We start from the raw sequence: 18612 nt of genomic DNA, 5'->3' as shown, positions 1-18612 counted from the left end.
TCATGAACATAAGAATAGAAAGATTAAGATCGCAGATAAAGGAAGAATTAGCCAACTACCTACTCTATGAGACTGAAGATTCTCTTTTAAGATCCGTAGTCATAACGCGGGTTGAGATAACTCCAGACCTTCAGAATCTTTTAGTTTTTTTCACTACTCTTGAGGAGGGAAAGGAAGAGGAGGCCAAGAAAAGGTTGGAATCTAGCAAAAAGGAGATAAGATGGTACCTGGCGAAAAACCTAAGCCTAAGAAAAGTGCCTGACATAAACTTTAAGGTTGACAAAGACCTCAAGTACTTTGAAAAGATATGGCAAAAACTGTAAGGGTTTTGCCCGAGAGCAGGTTCTTTATAAAGCCTCCATACGGAAAGGTGATTCTGGAGGTAAACAACCAGAAGGTTGAGTTTGAACCAGTACCTTCTTACGTGGTAGATCCTAAAATTCCCTATCCAGCGTTGAACCCCCTTCAAACGGCTTTCTATCACTACTACACTTCTGGTAGCGCCCTGGTTAGTGCACCTACATCTGCTGGCAAAAGCCTTTTGGCATATCTGTTTATGATGAACAAGGAAGGGTTAAAGGTATACTGTGCACCTACCAAGGCCCTCGTCAACGAGAAGGCTGTAGAGTTTAGAAGGTATTACACGGAGGTAGAGCTAAGGACAGGAGATAAGATACTTGAAGCTTACAAACCTATAAAGGGCCAGCTAATAGTATGCACTTATGAGTACCTGGTCAGTTCCATGAGAAACAGGGCAGGTTGGCTTGGTGATGTTTCCTGTCTAGTGGTAGACGAGATACACCAGATGCGCAAAAAGTGGGTAGTAGAGGAGATACTAGCATATGCTCTACAGATGGGCATAGACTTGCTCGGTATGTCTGGAACACTTCCCGAAGCTTATAAGTTGGCCGAGTACATTTCTGCCAGACTATTCGTGGAATGTTTTTGGAGACCTACAGAGCTTGAGATCCAAGTGGACACGCTTTCTAAGTACACGCCAAAGGGCACGTCTATGGATAACACTGAAAGAATTGCCCGTGGGCTCTTAGAAGCTCTGTATCACTATAAGAGGCCTGGAGAAAAGGTCATAGTCTTTGTTCCATCAAAGAGGATAGGTTGGGAGCTTTTGCGCGTAGCAAACGAGGAAAAGATAGGGATATTGAACGAAACAGTTCCCTTTGAGAAGCAAAACCAGACTAAAGAAGCAGAGATGGCCTTCCACAACGCAGACGTTCCTAAGGAAGAAAGAGAAGAAATAGAGCATGCCTTCAGGGATGGTTTGCTGGATGTGCTTATAGCCACTCAGACGCTCGCTTATGGTGTAAACCTCCCTGCCGACAGGGTGATCATCCTTATAAGGCCGAGGAGAGAAGGGTCAAGAATTCATTTATCTCCAGATCCTCTAGACATCCTGCAGATGGAAGGTAGAGCTGGACGCTTTGGTATAAGGGAAAAGGGATATTCTGTGAGACTAGCCTATGGGATTTCCGAACAGAAGGTGCAGCACTTCAACAGCCAGACACTCGTAAGCGATGAAAAGCTGGGAGATTTGGATAGTATAGGTTTGCTTCTACTTCTTGCTATACACTACCAAGGAGCAAGGTTTATAAGCTTTCTTGAAAAGTTTTACTCTTACAGATGGTTAAAAAGAGGACATATAGAGGATGAGCTTAACTTTCTGTTACGATCGGGTTATGTTGAAGGTTGGAAGTTAACACCTAAGGGCATCTTTTGTATAAGCGCTAGTGTGACTCCAAGAAGGTTGGAAAGGTGTATAGAAAGGTACAGGCTTTATCTCCCTATTGCTGCTGTTGTAAGGCCACTCATACCTAAAAAGTTCGACTCTCTTTTTAGCTTCCTGGAAAAGTTTGAAGGCTTTCAGGATGATCGATGGTATGTACAAGGAAAGCTATTAGCTACGTGTGACAACTGTTTTCAAGACAACACAGACCAGTTTCTGTTTTTTGTAGAAGGTCTTACCTTTAAGTACCCTAACCTGAAGAACCCGCCGGGAGAGTTTTCTTCCTTAGGTACCGATGCCCTTCATTTACTCAGACACCTTATTGATCTAAGAGCTAAGGGTCTTATGAACATAAGTCATAGGGATGTAGTGGCTGTATGCCATTCGGTTAAGTATGGTATAAGCCCAGAATACGCTGCCATAGGTGGAGTCAAAGGCATAGGACACTTTAGAGCAAACGCCATAAAAAGATTTTTACACGAAGAGGGTATAAGACCCCCAGGATTCTTAGACAAGGTGGAGTATCTCTTGGAAAGGCTAGACAAAAATAGGCTTGTGGAAGTTTATGCAGAATACAGAAAGCTAAAAGATGGAGACGCTAGAAGGGAAGTGGAAAACATATTGAGACAACTCTATTTACAAAAAGACTCTTACCTTATGGATGACCATATACTCCTAGCTTATGGGCTCTTTACCTTAGGGGAGAAGGCTGTGAAGATGAAAAAGTCGGAGCTGTTGGAGTATGCTAAGGAGATGCTAAAATAAGTAAGCCATGAGGAAGATAGCCTACGTTTTTCCTGGACAAGGTTCTCAGTACGTAGGTATGGGGTACGACTTTTACCGAGAGTTTTCGCAGGCTTCTGACGTGTTCCATTCGGCCGAGACGGCCCTTAGGTACAACCTATCGGACATCATATTCAGAGGTCCAGAGGAAGAGCTAAACAGGACGGTAAACACACAGCCTGCCATACTCACCGTCTCCTATGCCATATACTCGGTACTTACCAGCCTTGGCCTTCCTAAGCCCGATTATGTAGCTGGACACTCTCTGGGAGAGTATACAGCTCTTCTTGTGGCGGGTGGTGTAGAACTGTTTCAAGCTGTAAGGCTGGCACACCTTAGGGGAAAGTATATGCAGGAAGCTGTAGAGGAAGGAAAGGGTATGATGGCGGCTATCCTAAAGCTCCCACCTGAGAAAGTGGAAGAGATATGTAGGCTTGCTCAAGATGAGGGTATTGTAGAGCCAGCCAATTACAACTCACCAGAACAAACTGTTATAGCTGGTGAGAAGAAGGCTGTAGAGAAGGCATCTGAGATAGCAAAACAGATGGGTGGCAAGGTAATACCTCTAAAGGTCTCAGTCCCTTCACACTGTTCCCTTATGAAGAGTGCAGCGGATGCTTTCCGGATAAAGCTGGCACAAACACCCATCCAGAATGTGAGCATACCTATAGTCCAGAACTACACGGCAAGGGAACACCGTATGGCACCCGAGATAAGGGAAAACCTATACAGACAGATCTTTTCACCGGTGAGATGGTACCAGAGTGTGCTCTACATGGTACAACAAGGTGTAGACACCTTTGTGGAGATAGGTCCAAAGAACGTGCTCAGCAAGCTAATCCAGCAGACGGTTCCTCATGTCAGAGTTTTGAACGTGGAGAAGGTAGAACACGTAGAGCAAGTTCTGAAGGTTCTAACATGATGGAAGATCTCATACAGAAGGCAAGGACTCTACAATCAGCTTTACCCTACATAAGGGAATTCTACGGCAAGGTGTTCGTAATCAAGTACGGCGGTTCTGCTATGTTACAGCAGGAGCTACGGGAGAGCTTTGCTAAAGATGTGGTACTTCTAAAATACGTAGGTATAAAGGTAGTGGTGGTTCACGGTGGTGGACCTCAGATAAGCCAAACCCTTGAGATTTTTGGCATAAAACCAGAGTTTGTAGGTGGTATAAGGAAGACGGATGAAAAAACCATGCATGTAGTGGAGATGGTTCTGAGCGGAGATATAAACAAGGACATAACCTCTCTTATAAACATCCACTCGGGAAAGAGCATATATGCGGTCGGTCTCTCGGGTAGGGATGGATGGCTTATAAGGGCTAGAAAACTCAATAAGGAAGAGTATTTCTCAAGCCTTGGTATGGAAGTGCCAGATCAGGACATAGGTTACGTGGGCCAAGTAGAGGAGGTAAACACGGACCTACTTAAGACTCTTATGGAGAAAAACTACATACCCGTTATAGCACCGGTGGGTGTGGGGGAAAAGGGTGAAGCTTATAACATAAACGCAGACCTCGCCGCATGCAGTATAGCCACGGCTTTAAAAGCAGAAAAGCTCATATTCTTAACGGACACGCCAGGAGTTAAAGATTCACAAGGGAATCTCATATCAACCCTTACAGAGAGCCTAGCCAAAAAGCTTATAGACGAGGGAACTATAAAGGGTGGTATGCTTCCAAAGGTAAAGAGTTCTCTAGAAGCCCTTAGGCAAGGTGTTAAAAAGGTCCACATAATAGACGGTAGGATTCCTCACTCTATACTCCTTGAAGTCTTCACAGACGAGGGTATAGGAACACAGATAGTGTTAGATTAAGCTTTTGATAACTTCTTCTGGATTTGTCATCCTGCTGTTCGGCACCACCATATGGGCTCCAAGTTCGTAACACTTTTTTATAAGGTCTGTGTTCTTGTGACCGCAGTAAGCTATCACCTTGGCACCTTTTTCTCTGAATTCCTTTATGAGGTTAGGGTCTGAGAGTTCTGCGTTTATGAGAACTATATCCTCTCCACTGTAGTCTTTACCCACTCTTACATCAAAGTTCTTTAAGGCGTTCTTTATCCTGCTCTGCATAAGAAGGTTTGGTTCAACCAACAACACCTTCATCCTTTACGTGTACCTCCTCCAAGGCTTTTATAAACTGCTTCCTGAACTCCTCCTTAAACTTATGAGACCAGAAGGCCACCACAAGTGTAGAACCCTCTAAACGCATCCAGACCTTTCTGTGGACCGTGTAGAAAGCTAGGAGCATGCCACCCACTACGAGGATGGAGCCCAGCCATATGAGCCAGGTGCCAGGGTATCTGGACACCTGAAAGCCACTAAAGTATCTAGGTTCAGCATCAAGCATTATGAAGAAGTAGGGAAAGTCTCTAAGACCCAGCTGAGCGTAGGCTATTGCTGTAAGCTGTGGGTTGTAGATGACTGGAACATCGTAGGATTTTCCGTCCATCAGGACCTTAAGCATCAACGCAGGCTTTAGCTCCTGGGACTGAGGGTTCTCCAGATTTAGCACAGATCTGTCTATGGCTATGAGCATGTTTCTGTACTCTGACACCTTTCCTGCTACAAGCTCCACTTCACCTAAGAAGGCCTTCTGTGGGTTCTTCTCTTCTCTAAGGATCTTGCTGTCAAACACGGCGAGTTTTGCCCTTCCCACCTCTCCAGTGAGACCATACGTAGCTTGATATATTCTGTAACCCTTGTAGGTTATGGGGTGGTTGACAGCCACAAGACCCTCCTTTACTACCCTACCTCCATCTATTATCCTTATCCTGCTCTCAAAGCTGGCGATGTTGTCCTTTATCCTTGGGTCCACCTTCTTACCCTGTCTTTGTGCCTCCTCCTCGTAGGTGACTATGTGAAACTTTTCAAGCTCTACTCTAAAGGGTAAGTCTAAGGTTTTCCCTTTAGAGGGTATTACAAGACTGTTGGAGCTTGAGCCTTCTGCCACCACTAGGGATCCTCTCACACCGAAAAGTGCGTCTACAAGGGCACCGGCCATTATCACAAGAAGGCCAATATGAACTACATACACGCCCAGCCTTGAATATTTGCCTTTTTCTCCGTACAGATAAGTCCTATCACCTTCTTTTTGCACAAAGACCCTAAAGCCTAACCTATGCAGTAGGTTAACTATCTTCTCTTCAGAAGGGTAGACCCTAAAGGAGAGAGCCTTTAGATGCTTTTCCATCCTTTCGTCAAGTTTTTGGAACCTCTCAGGACTAAAGGTTTGTCTCCAGATGGGTGGAAGCCTCTTTATGGAACATACGATAAGGTTTAAGGCAAGAAGTACCAAGAAAAGTATGTAATACCAAGAGTGAAAGACATCCGTAAGCCAAAGCTTCCAGAACCAAAGACCTAACTCCTTACCATAGCGGTTAATGTAGAACTCAAAAGGTTGACCCTGCTGTATGTACGTAGAGCCAAGCATGGAGAGCAAACCTAGGGCTATCATCAAGAATATGGCTAGCTTTAAGGATGCGAAAAAGTCATAAAGGAAGGACAGGATGCTGCGGTGTTTCCTGTAGTCCTCCAGAAGACTTTTGAAGGCTTCAACCAAGAAACTTCCCACGCCGTACAGAAAGAATGCGCCAGTTAAAGAAAGGACAAGGTAGTAAAGACTTCCACGCTCCTTAAGGTGGAAAAGTCCTACTATAAGAGTACCTATGAAAAGCAGGAAGGAAACTATGAAGAGGGGATAGCCTTTTAGCATTCTTTACCTCATAAGATAGTAAAACATGAAGCCGTTAAAGATGGAATCCATGTCGTTCCCCATCAGCTTTTTCAGAATACCCTTGCTTTCTCCTACATAAAAGACCCTGGCCTGTGGTACTTTAGCCAGCTCCTTTGCCTTGTCTATAGCGTCCTGGATGTTTCCTAAGTCGTCCACGAGCCCTAACTCTTTGGCTTGCCTTCCCGTGAGTATCCTTCCGTCTGCGACCTCAAGGAGCTTTTCTTTCTCTATCTTTCTGTAGCGTAAGATGGCATCCAGAAACTGCTGGTAGGTATCCTCTATGGTCTTCTGTAGGTACTCTCTTTCCTGAGGTGTTAGCTCCCTAAAGGGAGAAAGGGTATCCTTAAATTGGCCCGTTTTTATGGCCGATGCCTTTATGCCAAGCTTTTCCAGGAGCTGTTTGTACTCTATATGCTGGACTATTACCCCTATGCTTCCCGTTATGGTGCCGGGGTTGGCCAGTATGTAGTTGGCAGGAGCTGAAACGTAATAACCCCCCGAAGCCGCCACGCTGCCCATGGAGACTACCACAGGCTTTCCATCTTTCCTAACCCTCTCCACAGCCCTGTATATTTCCTGAGAAGCTCCCACAGAACCACCTGGAGAGTCAACTCTAAGGACTATGGCTTTCACACTCTGATCTTTCCTTAACTCTTCAAGCTTCTGCACATAATAAGTAGAGTCTGTTATAACTCCCTTTATCTCCAGAACAGCTATCCTTTCTCCTACAGGTATGCGGGACAGTATGGAACCTAGGAAGATGCCCATCAGAAGGATTATAAGGAACAGCAGTATCCTTTTGATCCATCTCATTTAGGTAGCCTTTTTAGAAGATCCTGAACATGACCCTTTGCCTTTACGTTGTATAGGGCCAGAACTATGTTACCTTTCTCGTCTATGACAAAGGTACTCCTTATGATACCTTCTGTTTCTTTACCGTACATCTTCTTCTTACCGTATGCACCGTATAGTTTGGCCACTTGCTTGTCTTCGTCTGACAAGAGGATGAAGTTAAGCCCGTACTTCTCTTTAAACTTCCTATGTGAATCAAGGCTGTCTGGGCTTATACCTACTACCGTGTAGCCCATGCTTTCCAAGGTGGACAAGCTGTCCCTAAAGTCGCAGGCTTCCTGCGTGCATCCTGGAGTGTTATCCTTAGGGTAAAAGTAGACGATTAGCTTCTTACCAAGGTGTTTAGACAAGCAGAACTCTATCTCTTTCCCTTCCTTATCTATACCCTTAAGACAGAAATCTGGAGCCTTTTGACCTTCCTTTAACTCTCCCATGATGAAAAGTATAAAACTTTTACTCTACGTTTGCACACTGCTGCTTTAGCCTGTCTATGTTGACTTTTATGTTCACTACGTGTGGAGAAAGCTCTGGCATTTTGTTGCCTAGGGTGTTTATCTCCCTGTGAAGCTCCTGGAGCAAGAACTCCATGCGTTTTCCTACTTCACCATCTGCATCTAGAAGCTCTTGAAATCTCCTAAGGTGTATCTCAAAGCGTGATACTTCTTCTTCCACATCTATGCGGGATAGTAGGAAGGTCATTTCGTTTATGAGCAGTGGATCTTTTTCGTCAAGGGATAGCTCTTGAGCCTTCTCCAGGAGCCTTTTCTTTAGGGCTTCAAAGACTTCATGCCTCTTTTCCTTTATCTTCTCAAACTCCTCTACTATCTGGCTTAACTTCTCCTGGATGTCCTTCTTTAACTCTTCTCCCTCCTTTTTCCGTGAGATTATGAGCTCCTCAAGGGCAAGATCAAAGGCTTGTAAGATCAACTCTTTTAGCTCTTCGTCCAATTCTTCCCTCGTCCTTTCCATAAGCCTTAGGACTACTTGAAAGATAACATCATCGGAGAGGTTAAGACCTATGTCCTGGCTTAGTGCCCTTACGAACCTGACTCCTTCCTTTACGGCTTCAGGGTTTAGCTCTAGAGGTATCCTCTTAGCTAGTGCTTCTACCTGTACCGTGAGGCTTCCTCTCCTTATGCGTTCCTTTGTCCTGTTTCTTAGCTCCATCTCTAGAGGAAGGAGGTTTATGTTCGATTTGAAGAAGAGCTCAAGACCCTTTCCGTTTAGGCTCCTTATGAGAACAGAAACGTTCCAAGAAGTTCCCTCCAAGGTTGCCTTGCCGAATCCCGTCATACTTTGCATGGCCTAAAGTATTTTATTCTAATGGTCTTATATTAAACACCTATGAGGAAGCTAAGCCTTTTGCTGGGCGGTATTTTAATAGTGCTCATACTTGTAGCTGGATACCTGCATGAAAGGGAGGATACAGCAATTGCACCTACGCAGGGTAACATTCCAAACCTGCAAGACTTGACCTTTACAGACCTCCAGGGTAGAAAGGTATCCCTTAACGACTACAGGGGTAAGGTTGTCTTGCTTAACTTTTGGGCAACATGGTGCCCGCCTTGTAGGGAAGAGATGCCCATGTTTGAAAAAGTCTATCAAAGATACAAGGAAGACGGTTTTGTCATACTTGCCGTGAACATGGATGAGAACAAGGAAAACCTTAAGGATTACCTTAGTAAAGAGAGGATATCCTTTGAGGTGCTCCTGGGTAACGAGGAAGTAGCCAAGAAGACGGGTCTTATGGGCTTCCCTACCTCTTACCTGTTGGGCAAGGACGGTAAGGTGTGCAAAGTAAGGTTTGGAGTATACAGGGAGATAGAGGAGGACATAAAGAAGATAATTAAAGATGGCGGATCCTGTTGATTACAAGCTTCTTTTGTCCTACCTTTTAGTCCTGTTTGTTGTTTTATTGTCCTACAAGGAGAAGCTAGGTGCGGAGTGGCATACATTAGAGAGCTCCATAAGGACTACTGTGCAGCTTCTCCTTATCGGTCACTTTCTTAACTTCCTCTTACATATAAAGGGTGGCTTCACCACTTGGATGGTTCTTGCTTCCATGTCAGTGTTTGGCTCCTTCATAGCTTCTGAGAGGCTCGGTTTGAACGTAGGCTTTCTTAGAAAGTTTCTCATAGCAAGCGTTGCTCTAAACGTATCTGCCGGCTTTGTGTTCTTGGTTGTCTATCTCCTTGGCGTGGTAAAGCACGAGAGCATACAGACCATAAGTCTCTGGGGTCTTGTGTTGGGAAACTCCCTCTCAAACGTAGCCTTGGCTGTGGAGAGACTCAAAGCTGAAACCCAACTAAGAAGATGGGAGATAGAGGCTATGGTAGCCTTGGGTGCTCCTTTGAAGTTAGCCCTAAAGGAATCCATGAAGAAGGCCTTGCATGCAGCTATGTTGCCCAAGTACAACATGCTAAAGTCTGCGGGTGTTGTTCATATACCAGGGGTAGGTGTAGGTATGATACTCGCAGGTGCTGATCCGGTAAGCGCCATGCTCTACCAGGTAGTAGTCATGTACATACTCCTCTCTGTGGGATTCTTAACCTCCTTTCTTGTGCTTAACCTCTCCTACAGGTACGTAACCCTATAGAGGGAGCCTCTTGTTCTTTATCCAGTAGAGCACCACGAAGGCAAGCAGTCCCAGTGTGAGCAGAAAGGAGAGGGGATATGCCAGTCCAGGTAATACCCTTAGGAATGTATCCAGGAAGAGGAGGAAGAGAAGATAAAGGCCATACAGTATAAGAAGAAAAGATATCCCCTGCCAGGTGTACCTGAGAACCTTCTTCACGTCCATGCTTCTATCCTAACACATCGTAGTGCCTTAGCCTCCACTTGGCTCCTAAGGAAAGGGCAAGCTGCCTTGTCCTTTCTATGTCTACACCTGGGTAGTCTACTGCAGTGGCTATAACTTCAAAGCCCTCCTGCAAAGCCGTTTTTATGAAATCCACCACATAGTCAAAGGCATCCTCTATGACTGGCCTGCAGATCCTGTTGTAAGTTTCTCTATCGGGTGCGTTCAGGCTTACCGACCAGACATCTACCAAGCCCTTGAGCTCTTTTAGCTTTTCCTTTGGTAGGAAGTGAAACATAAGACCGTTGGTGTCTACCCTTACCCTTCCACCTCTTTCCTTTATCCACTTGGCTATAGCTTTTAGAGCTTCAAACCTAAGGGTAGGCTCTCCGTATCCTACAAAGACTATCTCTTCGTACTTTTTGGGATCATCTATCTGAGATATGACCTCTTCTACAGAGGGATCCCTATCTACCCAGACCCAGTAGCCTTTTATCCAAAAGTCCCTTTCTCTTTCTCTTTGGCAGAAGACGCAGTGCAGGTTGCATTTGTTGGTAAGGTTTATGTAAAGCTTGTTGTTTATTACATAAGTCACCGTACCCTTTTTACCGTTAAGACCTAGGTTGAAAAGAAGTTTTGCGTTGGAAGAGGTGAGCCTGTCTATGTCTTCTAGGGAGCAGTTTTCAACCAAGGAGGCCATAACCTTGGCTGTATGCCATATGTAGGGGGGTTTGTTAGGTTTACCCCTAACGGGCTGAGGTGCCAAAAAGGGACTGTCCGTTTCTATAAGGAGTCTGTTGGTAGGAGTCTTCTTTACCACTTCCCTAAGGGCTTGGGCGTTGGGATAGGTTATTATCCCCGAGTAGGATATGTAAAAGCCAAGGTCTACTGCCTTTTTCATAAAGTCGTAAGAGCCTGTAAAGCAATGTATTACACCACCCACCTCGTAGGCTCTTTCCTCCCTCAGTATCCTTATGGTATCTTCCTCTGCGTCTCTCGAGTGTACCACTATGGGTAGCCCCAGTTCTCTAGCTATGGCTATCTGCTTACGAAATACGTCCTCCTGGTTTTTCTTATCTGAGTAGTTCTTGTAATAATCAAGCCCTATCTCACCTATGGCCCTTACCTTTGGATTCTTTTGCGCCAGGTCCTTTAGCCACAGCAAGTCTTCATCTTTTACCTTGTCAGCTTCGTGGGGATGGAAGCCTATGGCGCAGTAGACCTTCTGGTTTTCCCCAGAGAGCTTTAGGGCGTTCTGTATGGTCTTCTTGTCGTATCCTACGGTTATCAAGTACTCAAGGCTTTGGTCTCTTAGAGTTTCCTCAAGATCTTCCTTCCTAAGGAGGTCAAGATGACAGTGTGTATCTATCATGATTCTCTTTTGAATGGGTGCGGGAGGACTCGAACCCCCAACCGGGCGGTTATGAGCCGCCCGCTCTGCCATTGAGCTACGCACCCACTACAGGAATATATATTATACACTTCCACATCAGTGGATGCAATCCCTAAGGTCTGTGACTTAAACACTGACTAGGTATAAGCGAGAAAAACTGACCAGAGACTTTACGAGTACCTCAACGCAAGGGTTGGAAAGGTGCTGAAACTTACCCACGAGGATATAGCTAGAGACATAGGAACCGCTAGGGAGGAGGTCTTTGGAAGGAAGACTACACCAACCTGAGGAAGAAGATCACGGATAGGAAGAATCCCCATAGGATTATAAAGGCTTCTACCTTCTTCTTATCCATCTTTTGGGCCAGAAGGGCTCCAATATACCCACCCAACGCAAAGGTACCCATCATCACAAAGACGTAGTGCCAGTATACCTTACCACTAAAGGCAAAGTATACGGAGGCAACGAGGTTTATCAGAAAGCCCAAGAGGTTCTTTATGGCGTTGGCTGCGTGGATGTTTACTATACCAAGAAGGGAAAGGCTTGCGAGCATGAGTATACCTAGACCGGCTCCAAAGTACCCACCGTATACGGCGCTTAGGAAAACTGCTACAAAGACGATGGGATAGGGCAGTCTGTACCTCTCTACTAACTTTGTTATCTTACTTTTCAGTGCCAGTATGATGCTGGCAAAGAGTATAAGGAAGGGAACTATGAGCTCAAAGGTCTTCTGCGGAGTAAGTATCAGGAGAACTGCACCCACCAAACCACCCAGTAAGGAAGGAACCACAAGCTTTTTTAGATAAGACCTTTCCAGGTGTTTACGGAAGCCAAGGGCACCAAAGAGGGGTCCAAGCCACAAAGCTACCGTGTTGGTCACGTTGGCAGATATAGGGTCAAGGCCTGCAAACACAAGGGTTGGAAAGGTAAGGAGGGTCCCACCACCTGCTATAGCGTTCACTAAACCGGCCACAAAAGAAGAAAGTATGACCAAAAGCTCTTTATGCTCACTCATTCTTTATTCTTTCTAGTACTTTTTTGTAGCCTTCCATAAGGTCTCCAAGGTCGAACCTAAAGCGATCTTTGTCTAGTTTTTCCTTAGTCTCTGCATCCCAAAGCCTGCATGTGTCTGGTGATATCTCGTCTATGAGGATTATTTCTTCACCCTTTCGTCCAAACTCTAGCTTAAAGTCTACAAGTATGAGCCTATGCTCTAGGAAGAACTTCCTTAGGATTTCGTTTACCTTCAAGGCTACACTCTTCACATGTTTTACTTCTTCCTCTTTCATTAAACCAAGCATGAGTATGTGATCTTTACATATGAGTGGATCGTGAAGCTCATCCTTTTTGTAAAAGAACTCCACCAGAGGTGGATCTATGGGCTTGCCTTCTTCTAGGCCCAGCCTTTTGCATATGCTGCCAGCTGCTATGTTCCTTACCACTACCTCCACGTCTATCCTCTCTGTCTTCCATACAAGCATCTCCCTGTCTGAGAGTTTTTGGATAAAGTGGGTCCTTATGCCAGACATGTTTAGCAATTCGAAGAGAAGGCTTGATATGGTGTTGTTTACCACTCCCTTATCTTGGACTTCTGCTTTCTTGGTAGCATCAAAGGCTGTGGCCGTATCCTTAAAGTAGAGTATAAGCTTGTCTGGGTCCTGGGTCAGGTACACTACCTTTGCCTTTCCTTCGTAAAGCTTCTGCATGACTGACTATTGTAAAAGATAAAATACTATGTATGAACAACTTTTACCATGTGATCATAGTAGGTGGTGGTGGTGCTGGCCTTCGCACTGCCATAGAAGTGGCACGGGATGAAAAGCTGAAGGTTGCCGTAGTTTCCAAGGTTTACCCTACGCGTTCCCATACAGGTGCTGCCCAGGGTGGTATGAACGCGGCCTTGGGACACGTAGCTGAGGAGGACAGTCCTGAAAAACATGCCTTTGATACTATAAAGGGTTCTGACTTCTTAGCTGACCAAGATGCTGTAGAGTTTATGTGTCAGAACGCTCCTGAGATCATTTATGAGCTTGATAGATGGGGAGTTCCCTTCTCAAGGCTTCCAGATGGAAGGATAGCCCAAAGACCTTTCGGTGGTGCATCCTTCCCTAGGACCGTCTTCTCAGCAGATAGGACAGGGCACGTACTACTGCATACTCTCTTTGAGCAGGCTCTAGCCAGGGAAAACATAGACTTTTACAACGAGTTTTTCCTGCTTGACCTCCTGCACGATGGACAAAGAGTGTACGGAGTTAGCCTGTACGACATAAGGAACGGTGAGGTGGTAAACCTCTGGGCTCAGGCGGTAGTCTTGGCTACAGGCGGCTTTGCCAGAGTTTATTGGCAGAGGAGCACTAACGCTGTGGGTAACACAGGAGATGGTGTGGCAGTTGCCCTTAGGAACGGGATACCCCTGAAGGATATGGAGTTCATCCAGTTCCATCCTACAGGCCTTGCCAAGACGGGCATACTACTTTCTGAAGCTTGTAGAGGAGAAGGTGGATACCTTTTGAACGCTCTTGGTGAGCGGTTTATGCAGAGGTACGCACCAGAAAAGATGGAGCTGGCTCCACGGGATCTCGTCTCGCGAGCCATAGAAATGGAGATAAAGGAAGGCAGAGGAGTAGGTGAGGGTACGTACGCTTATGTGTACCTTGACCTGAGACACTTGGGTGAAGAGAAGATAAAGCAAAGACTGCCACAGGTCAGGCAGCTTGCCATAGACTTTGAAGGTGTGGATCCTGTCTACGACCTTGTACCCATAAGACCCACAGCTCACTACTGCATGGGTGGTATACACATAGAAAACTACATGACCTCATCAACACCCATGGAAGGTCTTTACGCTGTAGGCGAGTGTGCATGCGTCTCTGTACATGGAGCTAACAGACTTGGGGGTAACTCTCTCACGGAGCTTATGGTCTTTGGCAAGTACTGCGGGATAGCAGTAAGAGAGTACGCCAAGTATGCCCCCATGCCAAAGGTAATACCCTCAGAGGAGAAGAAGGGACAGGCTTACGTGGAGGAACTCTTAAAGAGAGAAGGAAAAGCAAAGCTTTCTGAGGTAAGGAGGAAGATGGGCGAGATCATGTGGGAGAAGGTGGGTATATTCAGGGATGAAAGGTCTCTGAAGGAAGCCTACGAAGAGCTCTCCGATCTTCTAGAACAATGGAAGTCCATACCTGTAGTGGACAAGAGCAAGGTTTTCAACACCAACTTGCTAGAGGTCATGGAACTGAGGAATATGCTAGAACTAGCTAGAGTAGTAGCCTTCTGCGCCCTTCATAGAAGGGAGTCAAGGGGTGGCCACTCGAGGGAAGACTACCCGTACAGAGATGACGAAAACTTCTTGAAGCACACACTCGTTAGGTTTGACGGTGAGAAGCTTGAACTTAGCTACATACCTGTTCGCATACTCAAGTACCAGCCTGCCGAACGGAAGTACTAGAGATGAGAGTAGGCATACTGGGTGGCGGACAGCTAGGATGGATGACCATCCTTGAGGGAAAAAAGCTAGGGTTTGAGTTCTTGGTCTTGGAGGAAAACACAAGAGCACCAGCGTGTAAGGTAGCCGATGGATGCTTTACAAAGGAAAGGCTAGAGGAGTTCTTCCGTCTGTGTGATGTGATAACTTACGAGTTTGAACATGTAGACGAAGAAGTCTTAAACTTTGTAAGCCCTAAACTGCTACCAAGCATAGATGTGCTAAAGATAAAGCGTAGCAAGGTCCAGGAAAAGCTCTTCCTTGAAAGGCTAGGCTATCCAGTTCCAAGGTTTACCCACTGCACACTGAAAGACCTCAAGAATAAACTTGAGGAGTTTGGTCTTCCAGCCGTGGTAAAATCCGAAAGCTTTGGCTACGACGGAAAGGGTCTTTACAGAGTGTACACCCTGGAGGATATACAGAGTATCATCCAAAACCATAAGCCTGATGAAGTCTTCTTGGTGGAGGAGCTCATAGACTTTGACTTTGAGATCTCCATAGTGGGAGCAAGAGACAAAGAAGGGAACATACTTACCTATACTCCTACTTACAACTACAACCACTCGGGGATACTCCTATACAACTACACGTTAGAGGAGGATGTAAAACAGGCAGAGGAAATTTTCATGCAGCTAGCGGAAGACCTAAGGTACGTAGGCATTCTAGCCATAGAGTTTTTCTACGCTAAGGGTAAAGTGTTGATAAACGAAATAGCTCCAAGGGTTCATAACACGGGCCATTACACCCTAGACGGATCCTACACATCTCAGTTTGAAAACCACGTAAGGGCCATATGTGGTCTTCCTTTAGGCTCCACCAAGCTTAAGGCTCCATCCGGCATGGTAAACCTACTCGGGCTGTCCCTAGAAGATATCCCTATCCACGAACTTCTATCCATAGAAGGTACAAAACTCTATTACTACGGCAAAGAAAAGAGACCAAGGAGGAAAATGGGACATGTAAATGTAGTTTCAGAAGATTACCAGAGCTTGAAAGAAAAGGTTCAAAAAGTGCTTCAGACTATATACACAGGTATAATTTTTGGTTATGGTAGACTACAAGGATACGCTCAACCTACCTAAAACAGACTTTCCTATGAAGGCAAACCTCCCAGAGAGGGAGCCACACATCTTAGACCTTTGGAAAGGTCTTTACGGAAGAATACAAGAGGTAAAAAAGAACGCTCCTCTCTTTGTGCTTCACGACGGACCACCCTACGCCAACGGAACTATTCACATAGGCCACGCTCTCAACAAGATCCTAAAGGATGTGATAGTGAAGTACAAGCTACTTACAGGCTATAGGGTTGATTACGTACCAGGTTGGGATTGCCATGGTCTTCCTATAGAGCAAGGTGTAGAGAAGGAGCTGAAGGCCAAAAAGTTACGGAAGGAAGACTTGTCTAAGGCTGAATTTAGAAGACTCTGCAGAGAGTATGCAGAGAAGTACATACAGTTACAAAAGCAGGACTTTATAAGGCTCGGAGTTTTGGGAGATTGGGACAATCCTTACATAACTATGGCTCCTGGCTTTCAGGCGCAGGAAGTAAGAGAACTCGGACGACTCTTTGAGAGAGGTCTGGTTATAAGAAGTAAGAAGCCTGTTTACTGGTGCATATATGACAAAACGGCGGAAGCAGAAGCAGAAGTGGAGTACTACGAGAAGGAAGACCCCAGCATCTATGTAAAGCTCCCTCTTCTCAATGAAAAAGGAACATACCTGGTAATCTGGACTACCACCCCATGGACCCTTCCCGCCAATATGGGCGTTATGGTGGGCCCAGATTACGAGTACGTCTTTGCCAGGATAGGCGAAGAAGTCTACATAGTAGCCAAGGCCCTTTTGCAGCAGTTGCTAATTAAGCTAAAGGCCGAGGCTCAAGTGGTCAAAGAGGTCTTGGGCAAGGACCTAGTAGGGCTAAAGTACGAAAGACCCTTCGGTGGTGTTGGAGAGGTTTACCCTTCGGAGTTTGTAGACCTATCAACGGGTAGCGGACTGGTACACATGGCACCAGGGCACGGTAGGGAGGACTACATAGTTGGCTTGCGGTATGGACTTGAACCCTTCGCACCAGTGGACGATGAAGGGAGGTTTACAGATGAAGCTCCAGAGTTCTTGAGAGGTCTTAGAGTCTTTGAGGCCAACGAGAGGATAATAGAGTACTTAAAGGAGAAGGGACTGCTTATCCATCAGGAAAAGATAGTCCACTCCTACCCTCACTGCTGGAGGTGTAAAAACCCTGTCATCTTCAGGGCAACACCTCAATGGTTTATAAGTTTAGACACTCCCTTTGAAGGCAAAACTCTAAGACAGCTAGCCCTTGAGAAGATAGAAGAGGTCCAATGGATACCCCCTTACGGCAAGAACAGGATAAAGTCTATGGTAGAACAGAGACCAGATTGGTGTATATCAAGACAGAGGTACTGGGGTGTTCCCATAACTGTGTTCTACTGTAAGTCCTGCGGCCATGTAGTACACTCTTCAGAAATCTTCAAACATGTAGCGCAGATATTTGAAAAACATCCTTTTGGGGCTGATGCCTGGTTTGAACTAAAGGAAGAGGAACTTCTGCCAGAAGGCTTTTCATGTCCTTACTGCGGATCTAAGGAGTTTAGGAAGGAAGAAGACATACTGGACGTGTGGTTTGACTCTGGATCCACCCATGCGTATGTTCTTAGGAAGAGAGGCATACAGAAGGCAGATCTTTACCTTGAGGGATCTGATCAGCACAGGGGATGGTTCCAGTCATCCCTCCTTGAGTCTGTGGGAAGCTACCTAGATGCTCCGTATAAAGCTGTACTGACGCATGGCTTTACCGTTGATGAGAAAGGTAGAAAAATGTCCAAGTCTCTCGGGAATGTCATCTCACCTCAAGAGATAATAAAGGAGTTCGGTGCAGACGTACTCAGGCTTTGGGTGGTTTCAGAAGACTACACGGAGGATATGAGGCTTGGCAGGAACATCCTAAGGAACGTAGTAGAAGACTACAAGAAGATAAGAAACACTATAAGGTTCTTACTAGGTAACCTTTACGACTTTGAGATATCTTCAGCCATACCGGTTGACAAACTCCACCCTTTGGACAGGTGGATGCTCTCCTACCTCCAAGGAATACTTAAGGAAGTACACAGACACTACGAAAATTATCAGTTTTACAGAGTCTACCAGCTTATAAGAAACTTCTGCTCCGTGGAGCTTTCCTCCTTTTATCTAGACGTGCTAAAGGACAGGCTTTACGTGTACGCTCCCAGCTCCTGGGAGAGGAGATCAGCACAAACGGTTCTTTACCAGCTTCTCCTTGCTATCACCACGGGTATAGCACCCTTCTTAAGCTTTACAGCCGAAGAGGCATGGCAGCACATAAGAAGGTTAGACCCTTCCCTTCCAGAGAGTGTATTCCTTCATAGCATGCCAAAACCAGATGAAAGCCTTGTAAACAAAGGTTTGGAGGAAGACTTTAAGCTTATACTCAAGGTAAGAGATGCTGTCATGAGCGCCGTTGAAATGGCAAGAAGTCAGAAAGAGATAGCTCATCCTTACGAAGCCCATGTTTTTGTATGGGGAAGAGAAGATGTCCTGGAAGTTCTAAAGCGGTATGAGGATCACCTTAAGTACTTCTTTACCGTAAGCCGGGTAGAGCTTTCGGAAGGAGGCAAGTACAGGTACCAATCAGAGGATTTGGAAGGTCTTTATACAGGTGTCAGCAGGGTAGAGGGGAAAAAGTGTCCAAGGTGCTGGCTTTACTATCACGAGGAAGAATTTGAAGGAGAAGTATGCAGTAGGTGTGCTAAAGCTCTGGAAAGCTTAGGCATAAAGGAATAAA

The 18612-nt window shown here is 45.6% G+C and carries 18 protein-coding genes and 1 tRNA gene; 9 read left to right on the top strand and 10 right to left on the bottom strand.

Features of this window, described 5'->3' with window-relative positions; genetic code table 11:
- Window positions 1–2 precede the first annotated feature (2 nt).
- From rbfA to argB, 4 genes are read left to right on the top strand one after another with little or no spacing between them, the layout of a single operon-like run.
- Window positions 3–323, top strand: coding sequence for a 30S ribosome-binding factor RbfA (rbfA, locus tag B5444_RS07255; RefSeq protein WP_079654544.1), 321 nt, complete (start codon window positions 3–5; stop codon window positions 321–323).
- Window positions 308–2506: a DEAD/DEAH box helicase gene (locus B5444_RS07250; protein WP_079654543.1), complete on the top strand. Its 2199-nt coding sequence runs from the start codon at window positions 308–310 to the stop codon at window positions 2504–2506. Before rbfA ends, B5444_RS07250 begins: the two co-directional genes overlap by 16 nt.
- Before the next feature lie 7 nt (window positions 2507–2513).
- Window positions 2514–3446 carry an ACP S-malonyltransferase gene (gene fabD, locus B5444_RS07245; protein ID WP_079654542.1) on the top strand — a complete coding sequence of 311 codons (933 nt, stop codon included), beginning with the start codon at window positions 2514–2516 and terminating at the stop codon, window positions 3444–3446.
- Window positions 3446–4342 (top strand): acetylglutamate kinase, encoded by an 897-nt coding sequence (gene argB, locus B5444_RS07240; protein ID WP_154021763.1) that lies wholly within the window; start codon window positions 3446–3448, stop codon window positions 4340–4342. The genes fabD and argB overlap by 1 nt, the downstream gene beginning before the upstream one ends.
- Here argB and B5444_RS07235 read toward each other — a convergent pair.
- The 5 genes from B5444_RS07235 to B5444_RS07215 are packed head-to-tail and all read right to left on the bottom strand — an operon-like array spanning window position 4334 to window position 8417.
- Window positions 4334–4633, bottom strand: a complete 300-nt coding sequence (locus B5444_RS07235) for a beta/alpha barrel domain-containing protein (protein WP_079654540.1) — start codon at window positions 4631–4633, stop codon at window positions 4334–4336. The genes argB and B5444_RS07235 overlap by 9 nt on opposite strands.
- Window positions 4614–6242 carry a cytochrome c biogenesis protein ResB gene (gene resB / locus B5444_RS07230; protein WP_079654539.1) on the bottom strand — a complete coding sequence of 543 codons (1629 nt, stop codon included), beginning with the start codon at window positions 6240–6242 and terminating at the stop codon, window positions 4614–4616. Before resB ends, B5444_RS07235 begins: the two co-directional genes overlap by 20 nt.
- 3 nt (window positions 6243–6245) lie before the next feature.
- Complete coding sequence (gene sppA / locus B5444_RS07225) at window positions 6246–7076, bottom strand: signal peptide peptidase SppA (RefSeq protein WP_154021755.1); 831 nt, start codon at window positions 7074–7076, stop codon at window positions 6246–6248.
- Complete coding sequence (gene bcp, locus B5444_RS07220; protein ID WP_079654538.1) at window positions 7073–7549, bottom strand: thioredoxin-dependent thiol peroxidase; 477 nt, start codon at window positions 7547–7549, stop codon at window positions 7073–7075. The genes sppA and bcp overlap by 4 nt, the downstream gene beginning before the upstream one ends.
- A gap of 19 nt (window positions 7550–7568) precedes the next feature.
- The gene (locus B5444_RS07215; protein WP_079654537.1) at window positions 7569–8417 is read right to left on the bottom strand and encodes a YicC/YloC family endoribonuclease; all 849 of its coding nucleotides are present in this window, start codon (window positions 8415–8417) and stop codon (window positions 7569–7571) included.
- Window positions 8418–8459: 42 nt separating this feature from the next.
- Between B5444_RS07215 and B5444_RS07210 the strand changes: the two genes are divergently transcribed.
- Both B5444_RS07210 and B5444_RS07205 read left to right on the top strand, forming a co-directional pair.
- Window positions 8460–8984 carry a TlpA disulfide reductase family protein gene (locus tag B5444_RS07210; protein ID WP_079654536.1) on the top strand — a complete coding sequence of 175 codons (525 nt, stop codon included), beginning with the start codon at window positions 8460–8462 and terminating at the stop codon, window positions 8982–8984.
- Entirely contained in the window at window positions 8968–9711 is a 744-nt protein-coding gene (locus B5444_RS07205; RefSeq protein ID WP_079654535.1) for an ABC transporter permease, read from the top strand. The genes B5444_RS07210 and B5444_RS07205 overlap by 17 nt, the downstream gene beginning before the upstream one ends.
- Here B5444_RS07205 and B5444_RS07200 read toward each other — a convergent pair.
- The 5 genes from B5444_RS07200 to purC form a co-directional block, all read right to left on the bottom strand.
- Window positions 9706–9915: a hypothetical protein gene (locus B5444_RS07200; protein ID WP_079654534.1), complete on the bottom strand. Its 210-nt coding sequence runs from the start codon at window positions 9913–9915 to the stop codon at window positions 9706–9708. The two genes, B5444_RS07205 and B5444_RS07200, sit on opposite strands and share 6 nt — an antisense overlap.
- 4 nt (window positions 9916–9919) lie before the next feature.
- Window positions 9920–11284 (bottom strand): YchF/TatD family DNA exonuclease, encoded by a 1365-nt coding sequence (locus tag B5444_RS07195; protein WP_079654533.1) that lies wholly within the window; start codon window positions 11282–11284, stop codon window positions 9920–9922.
- Between the two features lie 14 nt (window positions 11285–11298).
- Window positions 11299–11370 (bottom strand) — tRNA-Ile (locus B5444_RS07190).
- A 209-nt stretch (window positions 11371–11579) separates the two neighbouring features.
- Window positions 11580–12320: a sulfite exporter TauE/SafE family protein gene (locus tag B5444_RS07185; RefSeq protein ID WP_079654532.1), complete on the bottom strand. Its 741-nt coding sequence runs from the start codon at window positions 12318–12320 to the stop codon at window positions 11580–11582.
- Window positions 12313–13011 carry a phosphoribosylaminoimidazolesuccinocarboxamide synthase gene (purC, locus tag B5444_RS07180; protein ID WP_079654531.1) on the bottom strand — a complete coding sequence of 233 codons (699 nt, stop codon included), beginning with the start codon at window positions 13009–13011 and terminating at the stop codon, window positions 12313–12315. Before purC ends, B5444_RS07185 begins: the two co-directional genes overlap by 8 nt.
- A gap of 32 nt (window positions 13012–13043) precedes the next feature.
- Between purC and B5444_RS07175 the strand changes: the two genes are divergently transcribed.
- From B5444_RS07175 to ileS, 3 genes are read left to right on the top strand one after another with little or no spacing between them, the layout of a single operon-like run.
- On the top strand, window positions 13044–14753 hold the full coding sequence (locus B5444_RS07175) for an FAD-dependent oxidoreductase (RefSeq protein ID WP_079654530.1): 1710 nt from the start codon (window positions 13044–13046) through the stop codon (window positions 14751–14753).
- A 2-nt stretch (window positions 14754–14755) separates the two neighbouring features.
- Entirely contained in the window at window positions 14756–15871 is a 1116-nt protein-coding gene (locus tag B5444_RS07170; protein WP_079654529.1) for a 5-(carboxyamino)imidazole ribonucleotide synthase, read from the top strand.
- Complete coding sequence (gene ileS / locus B5444_RS07165) at window positions 15837–18611, top strand: isoleucine--tRNA ligase (RefSeq protein WP_079654528.1); 2775 nt, start codon at window positions 15837–15839, stop codon at window positions 18609–18611. The genes B5444_RS07170 and ileS overlap by 35 nt, the downstream gene beginning before the upstream one ends.
- Window position 18612 lies beyond the last annotated feature (1 nt).

Origin of the sequence: Thermocrinis minervae, from assembly GCF_900142435.1 — a bacterium.
Lineage (GTDB): Bacteria > Aquificota > Aquificia > Aquificales > Aquificaceae > Thermocrinis_A > Thermocrinis_A minervae.
This window is presented reverse-complemented; position numbering and strand designations above follow the sequence as displayed.